This is a genomic window from Ruegeria sp. EL01, assembly GCF_900313035.1.
Lineage (GTDB): Bacteria > Pseudomonadota > Alphaproteobacteria > Rhodobacterales > Rhodobacteraceae > Ruegeria.
In genome coordinates, this window is record NZ_OMPS01000035.1 from 22,958 (window position 1) to 39,363 (window position 16,406).

Consider the following 16,406-nt stretch of genomic DNA (forward strand, 5'->3'; position numbering starts at 1 on the left):
ATGATAATGTTGTTCAAGACCTGGACCCGACGGGGTCTGATGGCCGCTGCCGCAAGTACGGCGTTGGTTGTCGGCGCTGTCACGTCCCCCGCAATTGCGCAAACGCCACCAAATGTTCTGATCGTCGGTCAGATTGCAGAGCCGAAATCGCTTGATCCTGCTGCAGTGACTGCAGTGAACGATTTCCGGATTCTGGTGAACGTTTACGAAGGACTGACCCGTTACAAATCCGGAACGCTCGAAGTAGAGCCGGCGCTGGCAACGGAATGGGATATCAGCGAAGATGGTACGGAATACACCTTTACTCTGCGCGACGGTATTACATTCCACGATGGGACACCGTTCAACGCCGAGGCTGTGAAATTCAATTTCGACCGGATGCTGGATGAGAACCATCCCAATCATGACACCGGTCCATTCCCGCTCAGCTTTTTCTTTGGAGCCGTGGAGTCGACCGAAGTCGTAGACGACATGACGGTGAAGTTCACACTGAACGCGCCTTATGCGCCCTTCCTGTCGAACCTTGCTTATCCGACCGGATTGATCGTATCGCCTGCTGCGGTTGAGGCGAACGGCAAAGAGTTTGGCCGCAACCCTGTCGGCACTGGTCCGTTCAAGTTTGCGGAATGGCGTTCGAACGAGGCAGTTGTTGTTGAGCGTAACGATGGTTACTGGGGCGAGCCCGCGGGAACCGAGGCCGTCGTCTTCCGCCCGATCACCGATGCCAATACACGCGTGGCCGAAATGCTGGCAGGGGGCATCGACCTGATGGTCGAAGTTCCGCCCACCTCATTGGGCCAATTCGAAGGTGACGCGTTTTCGGTGGCTGAACAGGCCGGACCACATGTCTGGTTCCTGATCCTGAACGCGAAGGAAGGTCCATTCGCGGATAAACGCGTGCGTCAGGCTGCAAACTACGCGATCAACAAGGAAGCGATCGTCAATGACGTGCTGGAAGGTACAGCCACGGTTGCGGCTGGTCCTACTCCTCCGGCATTTGCCTGGGCATACAACGAAGAACTGGACCCCTACGCTTATGATCCCGAAAAGGCCAAGGCCCTGATCGCCGAGGCCGGCGCGGATGGAGCAGAATTGACCTTCTATGTCACCGAAGGTGGTTCGGGCATGTTGGATCCGGTGCCGATGGGAACCGCTATTCAGGCTGACCTGGAAGCGGTGGGCTTCGATGTCAACATCGAGACCTATGAATGGAATACATTCCTGGGAGAGGTGAATCCGGGCCTGGAAGGCAAAGCGGATATGGCCGAAATGGCGTGGATGACTAACGATCCGGATACGCTACCATATCTGGCGCTGCGCTCAGAAGCCTGGCCTGAAAAGGGGGGATTCAACTCGGGCTATTACGCCAACGAAAAAGTTGACGAGTTGCTGGAGGCTGCGCGTACCGCCACCGATCAGGATGAGCGTGCCAGACTGTACCGCGAAATGCAGGCCATTGTGCAGGACGATGCCCCATGGGTCTTTGTTGCCAACTGGAAGCAGAATGCCGTTACCAATGAGCGTGTTGAGAACTTTGGTCTGGAGCCGTCATTCTTGTTGCACCTGCAAGGTGTTGTGAAAAACTAAACCTTAAAGTCAGGGGCCGGAATTTTCCGGCCCTCTGCGTCTGCGAATGAGGGCAGAATGGGCGGTTACATCGTCAAACGTCTGGTATCGGCTGTCCCTGTCCTTTTGGGGATCACGATCATTGTTTTCTTGATCATGTCCCTGATTCCTGGCGATCCGGCCACGGCTATCCTTGGCTCCTATGCGACGCCGGAAAACATGGAAAAACTGAACCGCGACCTTGGCTTGGACAAGCCCGTAATCACAAGATACTTCATCTGGATCACCAACATGCTGACTGGTGATTTCGGCCGTTCCTATTCGCTGAACCGGCCTGTAATCGACGAAGTGCTGGAACGGTTCAACGCGACGCTGATACTGGCGGGCACGGCCTTTGTTCTGTGTTCGGTGCTGGGCATTCTCGCAGGGGTGGTCTCCGCTGCTCGCCAGTACGGCGTCGCAGACAAGATCATTACATTCGTAGTTTTGATCGGCATTTCGGTGCCTGCATTTTTCCTCGGCATGATGATGATCCTGCTGTTTGCGGTGAACCTGCGCTGGCTGCCGGTGTCGGGCATGTATGCCATCTATGGCGGCGGTGATCTGCCAGACCTGCTGCGTCACCTGATCATGCCTGCGCTGGCGTTGGCCGCTGTGGCAACTGGCGTTATTGCGCGCCTCTCGCGCTCGGCCATGTTGGAGGTATTGCGTCAGGATTTCATACGAACTGCCCGCGCCAAGGGGGTTCCCGAGCGTCGCGTCATCATGGGCCACGCATTGCGCGCGGCCATGGTGTCGATCATCCCGGTACTGGGTATTCAGGCAGGGTTCGTTCTGTCTGGTGCCGTTTACATCGAGATCGTCTTTCAGTGGCCCGGAGTTGGTCGAATGCTGGTCGATGCGATCCTCAAGCGCGACCTTCTGCTGGTGCAGGGCGGCGTGGTGTTTGTGGCCGCCTGTTATGTGCTGTTTAACATTGCGGTCGATGTTGCGCAGAGCTTGCTTGACCCAAGGATCAAGACATGACGGCTTTTCTCAAGCTGTTGTTTCGTAACCGGTTGGCGGCGTTGGGCGCGGTTGTCCTGAGCGCGGTTCTGATCCTGGTGTTGTTGACGCCGGTCCTGCCGTTACAAAACCCGGATATCACAGCCACTGCGGATCGTTTTCAAAAGCCGTTCACTGAAGGCCATCTGCTTGGTACCGACCATTTGGGACGGGACTTGCTCAGCCGCCTTTTACATGGCACGCGCCTAAGCCTTGCGGTTGGTATCGCCGCAGCCCTGATTGCGGCCACGATCGGTTCGGCCATTGGCATTGTCGCAGGATATTTTGGCGGTCGTGCCGACAACATCATCATGCGCGGTGTCGATATGTTGATGGCTTTTCCCTACATCCTGCTCGCGCTGGTAATTGTTGCTGCCTTGGGCCCGGGCCTCATGAATGCGCTGATTGCGGTAGCGGCTGTGAACGTTCCGTTCTTTGCCAGAAACATTCGCGGGATCACGGTCGGGCTGGCCGGGCGTGAATTCATTGATGCTGCGCGGCTTGCAGGAATGGGGCACATTCGTATCATCCTGACGGAACTTCTGCCCAACGTGCTACCGGTCATAATCATTGCCATGTCGACGACTGTCGGCTGGATGATCCTGGAAACCGCCGGTCTCAGCTTTCTCGGCCTTGGCAGCCAGCCGCCGCAAGCCGACCTTGGATCAATGCTGGGCGAGGCGCGGTCTGCCCTTATTTCACACCCACATACCTCGGTCGTTCCGGGGATAATGATCTTTCTGATTGTAATGTCGATAAACCTGCTCGGCGACGGGGTGCGCGATGCGCTCGACCCGCGCCTGCGGTCTGGGGCACTGTCCCGTCCACGCGCCATGACGTTGGTTGAGCGCAAGGGGGAAGTCCCCGCACCAACCGATGATCTACTCGCAATTCAGGATTTGCAGACTCAATTTCATGTCGGTGACCGCGTGTATCGGGCTGTCGGTGGTGTCTCTTTATCCGTCAAAGCAGGGGAGTGCTTGGGTGTCATCGGGGAGAGTGGATCGGGAAAATCGGTCACGGCTCTAAGCGTGATGGGGCTGGTGGCGTCCCCACCCGGCGTGATTACCGGCGGCGCGGTGCGGTTTCAGGGCGAGGATCTGATTGGCGCTTCTTATGAGAGCCTGCGTCAGAAGCGCGGTGATCGCGTCGCATATATTTTTCAGGATCCACTATCTACTTTGCATCCGCTCTATCGCGTTGGGCGACAACTGTCCGAAGCGATCCAGTCGCATCACGATATCCCAACGGCCGAAACTCAGGCTCGGGCTGTGCAACTTCTCAGGGATGTGCGCATTCCCAATGCCGAGGCGCGGGTGGACAACTACCCGCACGAATTGTCGGGCGGAATGCGTCAGCGCGTTGGCATTGCGATGGCGCTGGCAAATGAACCCGACGTGATTATTGCAGATGAACCAACGACCGCCCTTGATGTTACCGTTCAGGCTCAAATCCTTTCTCTTCTTGACGATTTGCAGCGCGAGCGTGGGTTGGCGATCATCTTCATCACGCATGACTTTGGCGTAGTCGCGCAGCTTTGCGATCGAATTGCTGTCATGTATGCCGGACGGATCGTTGAGGAGGGTCCGACGCCATCAGTATTGGAAGCGCCAGCCCATCCTTACACTAAGCGTCTGATCGCCTGCGTTCCGGAACTGGGTGGTGGACAACGCGCCTTGGCAGCTATTCCCGGGTTGCCCCCACTTGTCGACGACCTTCCGCCGGGCTGCGCCTTTGCCTCGCGTTGCGAAAAGGCGCAAGAAACGTGCAGAACGGGCGAAGTAATGTTGAAAGGTGATGCCTCCCGCGCGGTTCGGTGCCACTATCCCGAGGAGGCGATCTGATGCCCGCGCTCAAAGTGGACAATCTGGCAAAGACCTTTGCGTTGAAAAAACCGCTTTTTGGCGCTGCGTCGACAGGAGTGCGCGCGGTGCGGCCAATGTCGTTTCAGGTCCAAAGCGGGGAAACACTGGGTGTTGTCGGGGAATCCGGGTGTGGCAAGTCCACATTGGCGCGGATGCTGGTCGGGCTTCTGGACGCCAGCGAAGGGAAAATCGAAATTGAAGGGAAAGCGCTCGACAATGCGGACCCTGCCAAATTCGGCAAACTGATACAATATGTGTTTCAGGACCCGAACAGCAGTCTCAACCCGCGGAAAACCATTCGGCAGGTCATGGAAGCACCGCTGAAACGCCTTCACGGGATGCCAAGGTCCGAGCGTGAAGCGCGAGTTTCCCAAATTTTCGCATCGGTCAATTTGCGGGAAGAGTTCCTCGAACGCTATCCTCATGAATTTTCGGGCGGGCAGGCGCAGAGGATTGGAATCGCACGGGCTTTGGCCGCCAACCCCCGGATCATTGTGCTGGACGAGCCTGTTTCAGCTCTGGACGTGTCGGTGCAGGCACAGGTTTTGAATCTGCTGGCTGACCTCAAAACAGAGTTTGGTCTGACCTACCTTTTCATCACACATGACCTTGCCGTGGTTGAGGCGGTCAGTGACCGGATCATGGTGCTGTATTTTGGTTCGGTTGTTGAGATCGGCGATGCCAGGCGCATCTTTGCAAATCCTCGTCATCCCTATACAAAACTGCTGGCTGAAAGCGCGCCGGTTGTTGGCCGTCCGCTCACCGCACCTGAGCAAAAAGGAACTGAGCTTCCGGACCCGCTGAATCCACCGCTGGGCTGCGCCTTTGCCGGACGGTGTCCAAATGCGACCGATCTGTGCCGGACGCAGGAGCCAGAACTTGAACCTGTGGGAGAAGACCAACTTGCCGCCTGCCACCATCCGATACAAGACTGAACCCAGGCTCAGCAGACCGGTTCAGGTCGCCGAGGCGATCAAGGACTGGGTGGTAGAGCAGGGGCTGCAAGCCGGTGATCGATTGCCCGGCGAGGCGGATCTGATCGCGCGCTTCGGAATGGCCAAGGGCACGATCCGCGAGGCCATGCGGGTGCTGGAGGCGCAGGGTCTGATCAAGACCCGCACCGGACCGGGCGGTGGAAGCTTTGTGCACGAAGTCAGCCAACAGCGTGCCAAGGCCTTGTTGGGAAATTTTTTCTACTTCAAGGATCTCACGATCGGCGACATTTACCAGCTACGTTTGACCTTGGAGCCAGAGCTTGCAGCAACGCTTGCGGGGAAACTGCCCGAGGAAATCTTGTGCCAGCTCGAGGAAAACATTGCGGAATATTCCGAACCGGCAACCAGCGCCGATGAAGAGCGCGAACAACACGTTGCGTCGCTCCGGTTTCATGCCATTCTCGCGGACCAGGCACAAAATCCACTTCTTGGTTTCATCATCGATTTCATGGTTAATCTTTTGGCGGACTTGACAGTTTACCGCCGACTTTATTCGCCGCCAAATACCGAACTTTGGAAGCAGGGCCGTGATCATCAGCAGCGGCTTGTCGCAGCGTTGCGGGACGGCGAATCAGATCTGGCGCGGTCCATTATGGCCGGCCATATGGAGATTGCCTGGACTCTTATGCGCCAGCAGGAAGCCGAAATGCAGCGCCGGTTTCTGTCGGAATAACGTGACCAGTTTCAACCACTGGAACGAATGCACCAACTGCTTGGCCGCTAATTCAGTGGCGCGACAGTAAACACAAGCCCGATTGTTATTCCTGTTATCATTGCACATGAGAGTGACACTTCTGAATTGCTCACAGGTGACGTATTAGCTTTGCGGGTACATACAAGAGCCTCGTAATTGCAATTATGTACAATGTGCGCCAAATGCCTTTGTAGCCGTCGTAACGACCAGCTTCTCACAAACGAAAACTCGCGGCTGGCGAAAGCTCTACTACTTTCGGCCCACTTTTAATCTTCGCTTCATAAGCGTCAGCAAAAGGACTCTTGCGGCGCTCACTGCACCTGCTTCCGTTCCAGCCATCTCAATTCCCAGCAACCGGTCTATGCCGGAGCTGGCACCGATTGCCCCTAGTGACCTGCCATGTCCAAGAGCAGGCAGTTGGTCTCTACTTTCAAACTTGAGCGGTCGAAGAAATCTTGAACGAATCCTGATAGACATATTCATAGGTTTCGAACCCGAATTTTTCGATCGGCATCTTCACCAAATGCGGCAGTTATGGCCTCAATAGAAATTTGAAACCGCCCTGACAAGCTCGCCGCTTCGACAGATACAAAGCTCGTAAGATCCCGAACCTGTCGACCCCGATCAAAGGAGATGATCTCATAGTTATTGCGGGTCCAGTACACTATCCCACCAAGGAGAACACGTTGACGCGGGTCGACGACTTCTAACACCGGATTTGCGAACAAGTCGGTCCACTGCAGTGTTCCAACACTCACGGCGCGTCCGACAGCCTGCTCAATCGTATTGCTCCTGAACTTGGTCATAATAGAGTCCATAAGAATGTCGACCAGGCCGGAGGAAAAGCCAACCTGGCAAGCGATGCACTGCGGAGACAAACCAGCCGCCAACATTCTAAGGACATCTCGTTCATCCCCAGACAAAGACTCCGCCGGGAAATCGAGGGTAATGTCGATTACATCCAGCGCCAAGAGGTGCAGAAGCTGGGCCTCGTGTTGCAATTCGGGGAGGAGCTTCTGAACCTTTGATTGCCAGCGCGTGGCGGGTAGGTTGGAGGTGACAGTGAAAAGGCCACGACTACCGAACGGGCCGATTGTGGGAATTGATATCCCCTGGCATCCGACGCCGAAGCGTTTTGCAGCCTCAAACATTGGAGCATACTCGGGTTGTGCGGAATATGCTGACCACTCCAACGGCGCAATGGTGGTCGCCCCAAAGCGAATGAGTGGATCAGCCAATATCAGATTGTTGTCCGTGTAGTAATTCACCCAATCTGTAGGGAAGGTTGTGCACCCATGAACGATTTGGAGAGACGTGTCGATGTGTGCATAAGACGCATTTGTCAGCCCATATCTGTCGCAGATTTCTTGCAACCTGGCTTCGCCGGTCTGCTGCAAATCTAGGGTGCTCTGCCCAATATCTGTAAGTTGCATTGTGTTGTCCTCGAGCGTTTGTTTGTGTTTCGTGCCCTCAACTAGCGGTTGTCGCGAACACGATAAGTCTAGTTGCCGCGTTATCACTACTGTTGATTGCCACAGCTGCTTGACAACGCCACGAAACGGAACGAGATCATACGAGAAGATGTGAGAGTAATTTTGCTAAAACCTTGAAAAATAATAAAAGTAATATCGTCCTTCCGCCTGCAAATGGCAGCGATTTTAAGGAGCTGTTCAAGTACGCGACGGATATCGGCGTAGGTCTGCCGATGGGTGGCGATGGTTTGCCGATCGGAACCTGGACGCCGCAAACGCTTGCGGCTGCTCTATCTGAGATTGAGGCAAACAAGACCGGTGTTGACCTTCGTGCCGTACAGCACTGGTTCGAAAATAATGATAAAGGAATAAGTGCTCCGAGCATCAATTTGTTAGCCCGGGTGTTCGGCGGTGGCGACACCGAAGCCACAACAGCGTGGCGCTCTGAGCTGACCGCTGGGCAAAGGCGGCTGATGGCAAAAAGGAAGGCAAGCAAAAGTAAGACGAAGCGCCAATCAAAAGAAGCAGTTGTAGAAGATCCAACTCTAGCGAAACCAAGGCCTGCTGATGCCATTCCGGTCGGAGAATTTCCCGAGCAGTCTTTTGTACAGACTGACACCAGCGGGATCAGTGGCGTACAGCATCATCCAAAGACCCTTGCCGAAAGATGCGAACAGATCTTGAGTGGTGCAGCGTCAATGAACCTTCTAATCGTGTATTGGTTGGTTTTTTGCGGGCTTGGACTGATGAACTATGTCTTTGACACTCTGAGTGTCACATACAGCCCGTTCGAAGGCCTGGACAAGCAAGTCGGGTTTATCTGGGCCCCAACCCTGACCGTCTTGCCGTTGGTGGCTCTCCCGGCTTTCATCTATTACGTGAGCGAATTGACAACCTATTGGAAGCGGGTCGGTCGTTCGAAGTGCATTTTGCAAGGCGTGACGTCAACTGATAGCCAGGGCAGCGCGGCCTGGTACGCTAAGGTAAACGATTTCAAGTTTTCATTTTGGGCAATTGCCCTTTTTTGCCTTCTCTTCGTGTTCGGCTTTCAGTGGGCAGGGATCTACTTGCCTGCTTACCTTTCCGGAGATGCAAACAGCGTTCAGATCGATCGGTACCTTGTTGCCCTTGTTCGGCCAGAAGTCATCTCTATCGAGGAAGCAATGGTGCTATCGTTCGTGGGCTATTTTTATACCGCGTCATACATCGCAGTTTTCATGTTTGGCCTCCTATTCTTTGTCATAATCGTCTTGGACTTCCAAGATATCTGTACGACGCTTGACGTCGAAGGAAACAAAATCGAGGGCCGCCAGATCCAAAAAGAGGGACAGAAAGTAGTTTGGGGCGGTTTCAGGGTTGTTGTCTTTGCTTTGTGGTTGGCCACCCTTGTAAAGCTTCAAATCACTTACCTGTCTTCTGATAGCTCAGATTTCCTGTCTTGGGTGCGCATAGACATGATGGGTGCTTTTGATGCGACCTCATTGCGTAATGGCTTATTGGAGAATAGCTCAATTAGCCATTTCACAACTTTCATGATGATGGCCGTAACGGTCTCCGTTTTCATTTTTGGAGTTCTGAGAATCCGAAGCTCTTTTGAGCGTTTGGCCGTTTACAACCGGATTCAGCAATCGAAACGGGATTATCTTGCGTTGTCCGAGATGCTGGGTGTGATCGCGTTGTTGTCGATTAGTTTGGTGCTTGTTGGGAGGTTCACTGGGTTTTCTATTGTTGTGGGTATCAGTGCCATCGCTTCACTACACGTGCTGTCGGGACCGAAACTGAGAACCTATTAGGTGGAAAATGATAGAAGCTGAATTCTACGACCAAATGGCGGAAGGGCCAGCGTCCAGCAACGCATACTGGATGCAGACCGAAGATAATGTGCGTGTCCGCGTAGGCGCGTATGGGTGCGAAGGCGAGAGTAAAGGTACGATTTTGCTCATGCTTGGAAGGTTTGGCTACGTAGAAAGATATGGGCGGGTCGCAAAAGCGTTCGCCAGGCATGGGTTTGCAACCGCAGTCATTGATTGGCGAAGCCAGGGGCTTTCGGATCGCATAGCCGATGACCCTTTGGCAGGGCACATTGACAGCTTCTCAGACTATCAGAAGGACGTTCAGGCTCTCATCGAGGCAGCAGACAGTTTGGATCTACCGAAGCCGTATTTCCTGATTGGCGTGTCGATGGGTGCTTGTATCGGTCTCAGGGCGATGTTCAACGGTCTGCTAGTTGTGTCTGCGGCATTTATCTCCCCGATGTGGGGAATAAGAATGACTACGGCTCAGCGTATCGCTGCTTGGCCCCTTTCGTGGGCATTCAAGCAATTTGGGATTGGGCAAAAATACGTCCCGGGTGAGAGCGGCGCGATATACGTGTTGGAGACCCCATTCGAGGAAAACAATCTAACCCACAATAACGCCATGTATGACTATTGGGTTGATCAAGCCAAAAAAGCCCCACAGCTACAAATAGGTGGACCAACAATGGCGTGGCTCTACTCAGCTCTATCCGAATGCCGAAGCCTATCAAAGATGCCTTCCCCTGATACTCCGTGCATAACTTTTTGTGGTGAGTTGGACCAGCTGGTGGACAATTCATCAATCAAACGTCGAATGGCGGTTTGGCCAAACGGTGAGTTTTCGATGATCCGCAATGCCAAGCACGACGTGCTGACAGAAACCTCCGAGGTTGGGGGCGACGTGATAGGCCAGATCTCCGATTTCTTTACCAAACATGGCGCCACTGCGAAGCCAGCAGAATAGCGTTGGCACGCTGCCCCTTCTGGGCTTGGGGTTGCGAACATCCCAAGTCATCTCATCTGGTTTTTCCTAAACCAGCCATTCAGGCAAAGCGCAGCAGAATCAACGAGTGAGCCCATAGTACTGGTTTCTGCGTTAACTATCTATGGCAGCACTGTGCAGAAAAAGGGCATTGCGAAGTGTAGCAGGAAACATTGAGGAGTCGATATCGAAAGGCGCCCGTAACAGCGCCCGCGGCACCGCCTGAGGGGTCCGCAAAGTACCCAGTCCAATCAATTCTAGAGTGGATACTTTACAGCATTGCTGTTGCCTACCTACCCTGAGCGTGCATTTCGCGTTTGCGGTTGCGCGTGCGCTTTGTGGCGTCCTCGGACCCGTCGTGATAGGTGCCAAACCATTTGTCCCATGGCATTTCCGCATTGCCGTAGTTGCACTCGTAATACCTGTGGTGAAGCTGGTGAAAGAACGCGCCAATCAGCAGGGCCTGACGATCGCGTGTCCAGATCGCCTCGTATCCCGAATGGGATGAGGCCGCGCCCAGCATCAGCCAATAACCCAGAAACAACATGTGCACCGGATGGCTGGGCAGAACCAGCACGATCAGGATTGCGCTGAGATAGCCAAAGGACTCGACGGGATGCATCGACATGCCCGACCACGGCCCGGTGTTGACGTTTCGGTGATGCACGGCGTGGACGTGTTTGTAGATGAACGGCTGATGCAGAAAGAGATGCACCGCGTAGAAATGAAAGCTTTGCCAGATTGCCAGGATCGGGAACAGCGCGATGAACCAGATGGGATGGGCCGGAAAGGTCAGCGTGCCGATATAATCATTGGCGTACATCCAGCGCAGGAAGGTTTCCAGCCCTGACAGGATCGGGGCGCCGAAGACCAGCGAATAATACATGTTGTCCCAGGTCTGATATCCGAATTTGTAAAGCGCATTCTTGCGCTTCATATAAGGGCGCGGATCGTATTTCAGCAGCTTGCCCTGACCGTCGATCCCATAAAACCACATATGCAGGCCGCCCGCGACGATCAGCAACAACATCCAGTTGCGGAGAAAAACATGCGCGACCCAGCCAAAAGAGAAACTGGCCTGATCCGGGCCAACGGGCTGCAGCCAGAAGGCCACGACAAAGGCCAGCATCAGAAAGATCGAGCGGTCCGAGAACTGCAGCCAGTTCTGCCAGACCCATTTGCCCATGACGCCGAATTTCGGAGGCCACAGCCAATAGGGCGCGTATTTCACCGGCAGATCGGGATGCCAGTGCCATTCACGGCTCATCGGGGCGGGCTCCGCGGTGTCGTTAGTGGTGTCTTCGGGGTTGGTGTCAGCAGTCGTCACTGTATTTCCTTTCCATACCTGAATATATACGAAATTCAGGAATGAGAAGGCGGCGGCTCATAGGGGTATTTGCGTGACGGTCTGGTGAACATGGGATTACTCATGAAACCGGCGGCGCTTGTCCAGAGCCTCGCGCAACTTGTCATGCTCACCCGGTTTCATCGCAATGCCGGTAGCGACATCGGGATAACTGCGGTCAAGCACGGCGGCGCGATAGGCGATCAGGCCCTTCATCCGCTCGGCCTCAAGTGCCGCACGGGCGCTTGCCATATTGGCAAAGGCCCGGGCGTGGCGCGGCGGGTTTGGCGTGTCACCGCAGGCATCTTCCTGAAACAGGAAAATCACATCCGCAGCCCCACCCGACCCGATGGAATGGTGATCAGCCCGGTGCGCGGGCTGATTTCGGCAATAGCCTCATCTGCCACGCATTCCAGTTCAACCGCATAGGCGCCCGCGTCTTCCAGACGGCGCAGATTTTCGGCCAGTTGCATCGCTTCATCCGCGGTGCGGCCATAGGCACGCAGGCCCCCGATCTGTGTTGAAAGGCGCGGCACAAGGCCCAGATGCCCCTGCACCGCCAGTCCTTCATCGGCCAGCAGTTCCACGGCATTGAAACTGCGCAAGGTGTAAACCGCATCCGCCCCGGCTGCGGCGGCACGAATACCCGCGCGTAGAATATCCTGATGGGTCTCATAGTCGCTGGCCATCAGCGCGGCGGTGGTGAAGGTGTCGGGTGCGCCGGCACGCACCTCGGCCAAATCATGATCGACAATCGACAGATGGTCGATCCCGGCGGCCTGGGCAGCGGCGGCCTCGATCCGGTTCACGGCTGTGGTCTGGACAAACTTGCGCTTGCCCTTGCCTGCGATGATATCGGCAACATTCAGGTTGCGCGTCGCAGGAAATCCGCCATTAGTGTAAATCCGTTTCATGGCCGCCGTCCCCTTTACTCTGCCGCTTTGAGCTCTGCACCCCGCGGGATGACCTCGTAGCCCGGCTCTTCAGGCTCGTCATCCAGCATTTCGGGCGGGAAGCCGGGCGCGCGAATGTCCAGCCCGGTGGCCTCTTCTAGACGCTGGATGATGTTGGGGGAATAGCACCGCTCTCCATAACGTTCGATGCCATCTTCGAATATCTGCACAAGCATGGGTGAGATTTCCAGCGGTACGTTGTGGCGGTCGGCAACCTGCTGAAAGAGACCGGCGTCCTTTTTCACCAGATCCATGGTAAAGGAAATGTCGCGGCTGCCGTTCAGGATGACCTGACTTTCGGTCTCATGCACGAACGACGTACCGGACGAGATTTTCATCGCCTCATAGGTGGTGTTCAGGTCCATGCCAGCGGCCTTGGCGGTGACCAGTGCCTCGCAGCAGGACACAAGATTGGCGGTAGCCAGATAGTTGGTCACAACCTTCAGAACCGAGGCGCTGCCCAACTCACCCGTGTGCAGAATGCGGCGGCCCATGGTTTTCAAAAACGGCGCGATCTGTTCGAATGTGGCGCGATCACAACCCGCGAAGATCGAGATATTGCCAGTGGCAGCGCGGTGACATCCGCCCGAAACCGGGCAATCCACGGCTGCGCCGCCCTTTTCCATCACCAATGCGCCAAGGCGTTTGACCTCTTCTTCGTCGGTGGTGGACATCTCCATCCAGATTTTGCCCTCTTTCACCGCGGGCAGCATTTCCTGCATGACCGCGTCTGAGGCGGCAGGCGATGGCAGGCAGGTGATGACCGCATCGCAATCGCGCATCAGCTGAGCGGGGTTTTCACCGCGCTTGGCCCCGCGCGAGACGAAATCACCGACCAGTTCTGGGTTCAGATCATGCACGGTCAGGTCGATGCCATTGCGCAGCAAGCTACCGCTCAACTTGCCACCGACATTTCCAAGGCCAATAAATCCAACTTTCATATGCGTATTCCCTGCTTTGATACCGATCCGAGGATCAGAGATGTCGCGGTTCACTGAAACTACAGAGGTTGATTGTAAGGTGTAAAACGAATTAAAAAGGCAGATATTAGCGAAAATTTTCGGTGCTAGAAATGGCGCATTCTCCCAACCTTGTGTGGCTTCGGTCTTTTGAATGCGCCGCCCGTCATCTGAGCTTCACGGTTGCTGCTGGGGAACTGGGCATCACGCAATCGGCGCTTAGTTTGCATGTGCGTTCGCTGGAGGCCGAGCTTGGCTGCCCCCTGTTCTTTCGCGCCGCGCGCAGGCTAAGCCTGACCGAGGTTGGTCAGGCCTATGCCTATTCCGTTCGGCGAGCGTTGGGCGACATCGACATGTCAACGATCAACCTGTTTGGGTCAAATCAGGTGCACGAACTGGTCGTGCGGGTTCCGATCTCGACAGCGGCCCTTTTCCTGGCGCAAAGGTTGCCCGAGTTTTCGCGCAATCACTCGCATATCAGCATCAGGCTGGTGTCCAATATCTGGGCTGAATCTGCAGGGCGCGAAGATGTCGATGTGGAACTGCGCTTGGGTAACGGGGAATGGAACGACGTGTCGGTAAGAAAAATATCGGCCGAACGCATTGTTCCAATCGCTCCCAAAGACTCTAACCTCCGGATATTGCGGCCTGAAGAATTGCACCAAGAACCTTTGATCCATATCCTTGGTTTTCAGCATATGTGGCACAGATATTTTTCCACCATCGGGGTCGAACCTGCCGAAACGGTGTCGCCGTTTATCGTTGATACGACTATCGCTGCGGTGGATATCGTGGCCGCTGGCGGCGGCTACGCCGTTGTGGTCGAGAGATTTGCAAAAACGGCCCTTGAGGCGGGGCGAAATGTCAAGATCGTCGGCCAGGCCGTGCCGATAGAGCAGAGCCATTTCCTGATTGAGGGCCAGAGCTCGAAAACAAATAACGGCGCCAAACAGTGCTTTGAAGCTTGGCTGGAAGGTATTTTTAGTCAGGATAACTAGGTTCTTCTCCGTTCGAACTCTTTGCCATTTCTAAAGGCTTCGCTCTGATTTTTCCACGGGTTTCGGGCATCGGTTTTTCGGAGAAACGTGCCCGAACGACGGAGAGCTGTCATTCGTATCGACGCAGCGACAGCTCGCTTTGTCCGGATACTGTTGAAAAAGTCGGTGTTTTGGCTGGTTTGTCGGCTGTCGAGATTTGGGATGACGCGCCTCCTATTCATGTGGGGGTTGGTGTAGGAACCAGTTTTGCGAGTTTCCTGAGATTTTGTGCCGTGGCTGCTAGCTGGAACTGTTCATATGCGCCTTTGGGTCCTCGAAGCCGCATCATCCGCACGCCGATGTATCGCTTTAGATGTGCGAAGAGCATCTCGACTTTCCGCCTCTGAATGAATGAGGTCATGTAAGCGTCGGTTTTTCGGATATCGCGCACGACGTCTCGGGCAGCTTCGTGCACAGAGCGCATGAGGCGTCTCCCGTTGTCTTTCGGACAGCATTGCGGTTTCAAAGGGCATATGTCGCAGTCATGTTTGGAGGCACGGTATCTGATGAAGCCGTCTTTGCCACCATTTGCTTTTCGTGGGGTTGAGAAGTTCCGGCGATAGGTCTGCAACACCTTGCCGCCCGGACAGGTGTAGCTGTCGGTCGCGGCGGCATAGACAAAATCTTCGCGTGAGAAGGTGCCATCGGTTCGTTTCGATTTGTCCCAGACCGGAATGTGTGGAGCGATGCCGCGCTCTTCCACCAACCAGCCGAGCATCTCTGCCGATCCATAGCCGGTGTCACCGACCAGCTTGTCCGGGGTCATGCCAAAGCGATCCGTGATCCGGTCGATCATGCGCCGTGCGGCAAAGGCTTCTGCGGTTCGGATCGGAACCGACGGCTCAACATCAACAATCACCGCATTATCCAGATCCACCATATAGTTGGTGGAATATGCGAAGAAGGCGGCCCCACCGTCTGCACCTGTCCAGCGTGCCACAGGGTCGACTGGCGAGATGTATTTGGGGACGACTTTAGTGGATGCACCGAATGCGGCATCATCCAGCGTTTCGAGGTACTCATCCAGAACACGAGAGATCAGTTCAGATGGCAAGCCTTCCTTGCTATCAATACCGCGTGTCTGGTTTGCATTTGCGGGTATCAGGCTGGCGTCAACGCCAAGGCTGTGGCCGCCGACAAGGCCTTCATCCATGCAGCGTTGTAAAACTTTCTCGAACAAATGACGGAACAATCCGCTCTCCCGGAAACGGCCATGCCGGTTCTTTGAGAACGATGAATGATCAGGCACCGGATCGGCCAGGTCCAGCTTGCAAAACCAGCGGTAAGCCAGATTGACCTGTATCTCTTCGCAAAGCCGCCGCTCGGAGCGGATACCCATGCAATATCCCAACAGCAGCATGCGGATCATCAGTTCCGGATCAATCGACGGACGACCATGTGAGCTGTAATACGGCGCAAGCATTGGGCGCACTTCGGTCAGATCAAGGAAGCGATCAATCCCACGCATCGGGTGATCCTGCGGCACAAACTCTTCGATTGAGAACTCATCAAACAACGCACCTTGCGCCACCTGCCTCGGTCCCATCATCGCCGCGCCCTCCCACTCTCAAAACAAGTGAATCAGGACACCAACAACCAATCAACAGACTTTTTCAACAGTATCAGCCCAACCTGTGAATTAGTATTTCGCGCTGCGCGCGCTCGCAGCACACATTTTGTCGCGTAGGCATCATCGTG

Annotated in this window: 14 protein-coding genes; 8 read left to right on the plus strand and 6 right to left on the minus strand. The window is 55.1% G+C overall.

Annotated features, from left to right (window positions below):
* The first annotated feature begins 6 nt into the window (after nucleotides 1-6).
* From D9K61_RS13470 to D9K61_RS13490, 5 genes are read left to right on the plus strand one after another with little or no spacing between them, the layout of a single operon-like run.
* Entirely contained in the window at nucleotides 7-1,587 is a 1,581-nt protein-coding gene (locus tag D9K61_RS13470; RefSeq protein ID WP_120633741.1) for an ABC transporter substrate-binding protein, read from the plus strand.
* Nucleotides 1,588-1,644: 57 nt separating this feature from the next.
* Nucleotides 1,645-2,592 carry an ABC transporter permease gene (locus D9K61_RS13475; protein ID WP_120633742.1) on the plus strand — a complete coding sequence of 316 codons (948 nt, stop codon included), beginning with the start codon at nucleotides 1,645-1,647 and terminating at the stop codon, nucleotides 2,590-2,592.
* Nucleotides 2,589-4,454, plus strand: a complete 1,866-nt coding sequence (locus tag D9K61_RS13480) for a dipeptide/oligopeptide/nickel ABC transporter permease/ATP-binding protein (RefSeq protein ID WP_120633743.1) — start codon at nucleotides 2,589-2,591, stop codon at nucleotides 4,452-4,454. The genes D9K61_RS13475 and D9K61_RS13480 overlap by 4 nt, the downstream gene beginning before the upstream one ends.
* Nucleotides 4,451-5,410 (plus strand): ABC transporter ATP-binding protein, encoded by a 960-nt coding sequence (locus D9K61_RS13485; RefSeq protein ID WP_120633783.1) that lies wholly within the window; start codon nucleotides 4,451-4,453, stop codon nucleotides 5,408-5,410. Before D9K61_RS13480 ends, D9K61_RS13485 begins: the two co-directional genes overlap by 4 nt.
* Entirely contained in the window at nucleotides 5,394-6,143 is a 750-nt protein-coding gene (locus tag D9K61_RS13490) for a FadR/GntR family transcriptional regulator (protein ID WP_254055780.1), read from the plus strand. The genes D9K61_RS13485 and D9K61_RS13490 overlap by 17 nt, the downstream gene beginning before the upstream one ends.
* 500 nt (nucleotides 6,144-6,643) lie before the next feature.
* On the opposite strand, the gene D9K61_RS13495 is transcribed toward D9K61_RS13490, so the two are convergent.
* Nucleotides 6,644-7,597, minus strand: coding sequence for an autoinducer binding domain-containing protein (locus tag D9K61_RS13495; RefSeq protein WP_162946879.1), 954 nt, complete (start codon nucleotides 7,595-7,597; stop codon nucleotides 6,644-6,646).
* Between the two features lie 173 nt (nucleotides 7,598-7,770).
* On the opposite strand from D9K61_RS13495, the gene D9K61_RS13500 reads away from it, so the two are divergent.
* Both D9K61_RS13500 and D9K61_RS13505 read left to right on the plus strand, forming a co-directional pair.
* Complete coding sequence (locus tag D9K61_RS13500) at nucleotides 7,771-9,429, plus strand: RcgA family putative transporter (protein WP_162946880.1); 1,659 nt, start codon at nucleotides 7,771-7,773, stop codon at nucleotides 9,427-9,429.
* A 7-nt stretch (nucleotides 9,430-9,436) separates the two neighbouring features.
* A complete protein-coding gene (locus tag D9K61_RS13505) occupies nucleotides 9,437-10,396 on the plus strand; it encodes an alpha/beta fold hydrolase (RefSeq protein WP_120633747.1) in 960 nt (319 codons plus the stop codon).
* 307 nt (nucleotides 10,397-10,703) lie between these two features.
* Here D9K61_RS13505 and D9K61_RS13510 read toward each other — a convergent pair whose 3' ends face one another.
* From D9K61_RS13510 to D9K61_RS13525, 4 genes are all read right to left on the minus strand, one after another.
* Entirely contained in the window at nucleotides 10,704-11,741 is a 1,038-nt protein-coding gene (locus D9K61_RS13510; RefSeq protein ID WP_120633748.1) for a sterol desaturase family protein, read from the minus strand.
* A 96-nt stretch (nucleotides 11,742-11,837) separates the two neighbouring features.
* Nucleotides 11,838-12,086: a hypothetical protein gene (locus tag D9K61_RS13515; protein ID WP_120633749.1), complete on the minus strand. Its 249-nt coding sequence runs from the start codon at nucleotides 12,084-12,086 to the stop codon at nucleotides 11,838-11,840.
* Nucleotides 12,083-12,673: a 3-methyl-2-oxobutanoate hydroxymethyltransferase gene (locus D9K61_RS13520; RefSeq protein ID WP_120633750.1), complete on the minus strand. Its 591-nt coding sequence runs from the start codon at nucleotides 12,671-12,673 to the stop codon at nucleotides 12,083-12,085. The genes D9K61_RS13515 and D9K61_RS13520 overlap by 4 nt, the downstream gene beginning before the upstream one ends.
* 14 nt (nucleotides 12,674-12,687) lie before the next feature.
* A complete protein-coding gene (locus tag D9K61_RS13525; protein WP_120633784.1) occupies nucleotides 12,688-13,653 on the minus strand; it encodes an NAD(P)-dependent oxidoreductase in 966 nt (321 codons plus the stop codon).
* A gap of 131 nt (nucleotides 13,654-13,784) precedes the next feature.
* Between D9K61_RS13525 and D9K61_RS13530 the strand changes: the two genes are divergently transcribed.
* Complete coding sequence (locus tag D9K61_RS13530; protein ID WP_120633751.1) at nucleotides 13,785-14,669, plus strand: LysR family transcriptional regulator; 885 nt, start codon at nucleotides 13,785-13,787, stop codon at nucleotides 14,667-14,669.
* Nucleotides 14,670-14,886: 217 nt separating this feature from the next.
* On the opposite strand, the gene D9K61_RS13535 is transcribed toward D9K61_RS13530, so the two are convergent.
* Nucleotides 14,887-16,257 carry a transposase gene (locus D9K61_RS13535; RefSeq protein WP_120633752.1) on the minus strand — a complete coding sequence of 457 codons (1,371 nt, stop codon included), beginning with the start codon at nucleotides 16,255-16,257 and terminating at the stop codon, nucleotides 14,887-14,889.
* Nucleotides 16,258-16,406: the final 149 nt, after the last annotated feature.